Source organism: Psychrobacillus sp. 05T411 (genome assembly GCF_056396485.1).
The window spans coordinates 1-2,217 of record NZ_JBFTLO010000058.1; the positions used below are offsets into that span (position 1 = coordinate 1).

At 50.6% G+C, this 2,217-nt stretch carries 18 tRNA genes and 2 rRNA genes; all 20 read right to left on the minus strand.

Annotated elements, in window-relative coordinates:
* Positions 1–74: 74 nt before the first annotated feature.
* Positions 75–165 (minus strand) — tRNA-Ser (locus AC1DFT_RS20620).
* Between the two features lie 6 nt (positions 166–171).
* Positions 172–246 (minus strand) — tRNA-Asn (locus AC1DFT_RS20625).
* Positions 247–250: 4 nt separating this feature from the next.
* Positions 251–327, minus strand: a tRNA-Ile gene (locus tag AC1DFT_RS20630).
* A 5-nt stretch (positions 328–332) separates the two neighbouring features.
* Positions 333–406: transfer RNA gene (locus AC1DFT_RS20635), tRNA-Gly, on the minus strand.
* A 6-nt stretch (positions 407–412) separates the two neighbouring features.
* Positions 413–488: transfer RNA gene (locus tag AC1DFT_RS20640), tRNA-Phe, on the minus strand.
* A 43-nt stretch (positions 489–531) separates the two neighbouring features.
* Positions 532–607, minus strand: a tRNA-Asp gene (locus AC1DFT_RS20645).
* Positions 608–702: 95 nt separating this feature from the next.
* Positions 703–795 (minus strand) — tRNA-Ser (locus AC1DFT_RS20650).
* 12 nt (positions 796–807) lie between these two features.
* Positions 808–884 (minus strand) — tRNA-Ile (locus AC1DFT_RS20655).
* A gap of 7 nt (positions 885–891) precedes the next feature.
* Positions 892–965, minus strand: a tRNA-Met gene (locus AC1DFT_RS20660).
* A 24-nt stretch (positions 966–989) separates the two neighbouring features.
* A tRNA-Ala gene (locus AC1DFT_RS20665) sits at positions 990–1,065 on the minus strand.
* 13 nt (positions 1,066–1,078) lie between these two features.
* A tRNA-Pro gene (locus AC1DFT_RS20670) sits at positions 1,079–1,155 on the minus strand.
* 7 nt (positions 1,156–1,162) lie between these two features.
* A tRNA-Arg gene (locus AC1DFT_RS20675) sits at positions 1,163–1,239 on the minus strand.
* Between the two features lie 16 nt (positions 1,240–1,255).
* Positions 1,256–1,344 (minus strand) — tRNA-Leu (locus AC1DFT_RS20680).
* Positions 1,345–1,359: 15 nt separating this feature from the next.
* A tRNA-Gly gene (locus AC1DFT_RS20685) sits at positions 1,360–1,434 on the minus strand.
* A 17-nt stretch (positions 1,435–1,451) separates the two neighbouring features.
* Positions 1,452–1,536 (minus strand) — tRNA-Leu (locus AC1DFT_RS20690).
* Between the two features lie 19 nt (positions 1,537–1,555).
* Positions 1,556–1,631 (minus strand) — tRNA-Lys (locus AC1DFT_RS20695).
* A 6-nt stretch (positions 1,632–1,637) separates the two neighbouring features.
* Positions 1,638–1,713, minus strand: a tRNA-Thr gene (locus AC1DFT_RS20700).
* A 13-nt stretch (positions 1,714–1,726) separates the two neighbouring features.
* A tRNA-Val gene (locus AC1DFT_RS20705) sits at positions 1,727–1,802 on the minus strand.
* Between the two features lie 39 nt (positions 1,803–1,841).
* Positions 1,842–1,957 (minus strand): 5S ribosomal RNA (gene rrf, locus AC1DFT_RS20710).
* 122 nt (positions 1,958–2,079) lie between these two features.
* Positions 2,080–2,217, minus strand: a 23S ribosomal RNA gene (locus AC1DFT_RS20715); the annotation flags it as partial.

Below are 2,217 nucleotides of genomic sequence, written 5' to 3' on the forward strand. Positions count from 1 at the left end.
CCTACGGGATTCGAACCCGTGTTACCGCCGTGAAAGGGCGGTGTCTTAACCGCTTGACCAAGGGGCCAAATATATGGCGGAGAAGGAGGGATTTGAACCCTCGCGCCGGTTGCCCGACCTACACCCTTAGCAGGGGCGCCTCTTCAGCCGCTTGAGTACTTCCCCATATATTGGCTCCGAAGGTAGGACTCGAACCTACGACCAATCGGTTAACAGCCGATTGCTCTACCACTGAGCTACTTCGGAATAATGGTGGGCCTAAATGGACTCGAACCATCGACCTCACGCTTATCAGGCGTGCGCTCTAACCAGCTGAGCTATAGGCCCATTATTGGAGCGGGTGAAGAGAATCGAACTCTCATCATCAGCTTGGAAGGCTGAGGTTTTACCACTAAACTACACCCGCATTACATGGTGGCTCAGGACGGAATCGAACCGCCGACACAAGGATTTTCAGTCCTTTGCTCTACCGACTGAGCTACTGAGCCACTTCACTTTACATCTCAAACTAATAAACTTCTATTAATTAAATGGCGGTCCCGACCGGGATCGAACCGGCGATCTCCTGCGTGACAGGCAGGCATGTTAACCGCTACACCACGGGACCATTTGGTTGCGGGGACAGGATTTGAACCTGTGACCTTCGGGTTATGAGCCCGACGAGCTACCGAACTAATATACTTACTCATTGTTGTTTAAAAATGGAGGAGGAAGAGGGATTCGAACCCCCGCGCGGTATGACCCGCCTGTCGGTTTTCAAGACCGATCCCTTCAGCCAGACTTGGGTATTCCTCCAAAAAATGTTGATGGTGGACCTTGCAGGACTCGAACCTGCGACCGGACGGTTATGAGCCGTCTGCTCTAACCAACTGAGCTAAAGGTCCTTAAAAATAGCGGCAGAGGGAGTCGAACCCACGACCTTTCGGGTATGAACCGAGTGCTCTAGCCAGCTGAGCTACACCGCCAGGATGTTACAAAGATTATAATATTGGTGGAGCCTAGCGGGATCGAACCGCTGACCTCCTGCGTGCAAGGCAGGCGCTCTCCCAGCTGAGCTAAGGCCCCAAAATTTTTAAAGTGGTCGGGAAGACAGGATTCGAACCTGCGACCCCTTGGTCCCAAACCAAGTGCTCTACCAAGCTGAGCTACTTCCCGTAATAAATGGCGCGCCCGGCAGGAGTCGAACCCACAACCTTCTGATCCGTAGTCAGACGCTCTATCCAATTGAGCTACGGGCGCTAATTTTTCATAAAAGTGGTGCCGAGGACCGGAATCGAACCGGTACGGTAGTCACCTACCGCAGGATTTTAAGTCCTGTGCGTCTGCCAGTTCCGCCACCCCGGCACTTTAGTGAATTTTTGGAGCGGAAGACGAGGTTCGAACTCGCGACCCCCACCTTGGCAAGGTGGTGTTCTACCACTGAACTACTTCCGCTCGGTTATGAAATTAAATGGTGCGGGTGAAGGGAGTCGAACCCCCACGCCTTGCGGCGCTAGATCCTAAGTCTAGTGCGTCTGCCAGTTCCGCCACACCCGCATGCATGTTGTTGTTAAAATGGTGAGCCATGCAGGATTCGAACCTGCGACCCTCTGATTAAAAGTCAGATGCTCTACCAACTGAGCTAATGGCTCGTACAATGGTGCCGGAGAAAGGACTTGAACCCTCAACCTACTGATTACAAGTCAGTTGCTCTACCAGTTGAGCTACTCCGGCGATGGAATAAATATGGTGGAGGATGACGGGCTCGAACCGCCGACCCTCTGCTTGTAAGGCAGATGCTCTCCCAGCTGAGCTAATCCTCCTGGGTATAAATTTAGATTTGAAATATGTATTTATTGCAAGCCCAGCGACGTCCTACTCTCACAGGGGGAAACCCCCAACTACCATCGGCGCTGAAGAGCTTAACTTCCGTGTTCGGTATGGGAACGGGTGTGACCTCTTCGCCTTTATCACTAGACCTACTTAATTATTTGAAAGACAAGTTTTATTATAACAACTTTGTAGAAAATTTCAAGTGTTTTTTTAAAAATTATTCCTTCAAAACTGGATAAACGACATTTTCAAACAAATAAATACATTTTGGTTAAGTCCTCGATCGATTAGTATTCGTCAGCTGCACGTGTCGCCACGCTTCCACCCCGAACCTATCTACCTCATCGTCTTTGAGGGATCTTACTTACTTGCGTAATGGGAAATCTCATCTTGAGGGGGGCTTCG